Source organism: Klebsiella sp. K47 (genome assembly GCF_051858335.1).
Classification (GTDB): domain Bacteria; phylum Pseudomonadota; class Gammaproteobacteria; order Enterobacterales; family Enterobacteriaceae; genus Klebsiella; species Klebsiella pneumoniae.
The window spans coordinates 1-235 of the sequence record NZ_JBPYUI010000274.1 but is presented as its reverse complement, the minus strand read 5'-3'; the positions used below and the strand labels follow the sequence as shown (position 1 = coordinate 235).

The following is a 235-nucleotide window of genomic DNA, read 5'->3' as shown; positions in this document are numbered from 1 at the left end:
GGACCTGACGGCGGAAGCCCGCTCGGTGGTGACGCAAGCCGCCAACTACGCCAAGTCGGGCGCTCCGACCCGCGTGCTGGTCGTCGGCCACACCGACACCTCGGGCAACGCGGCCTACAACCAGGGCCTGTCGAACCGCCGTGCGCGCACCGTGGCTGACGCCCTGGTCGCTCAAGGCGTCAACGGCGGCGTGATCTCCCTGGACGGCAAGGGCGAGACCCAGCCGGCCAAGGCC

1 protein-coding gene is annotated in these 235 nt (G+C 71.9%); it reads left to right on the top strand.

What is annotated here, in order from left to right:
- Positions 1-235 (top strand): OmpA family protein (locus RRF55_RS28005; protein ID WP_439419299.1); only part of this gene is annotated, 235 nt, incomplete at both ends.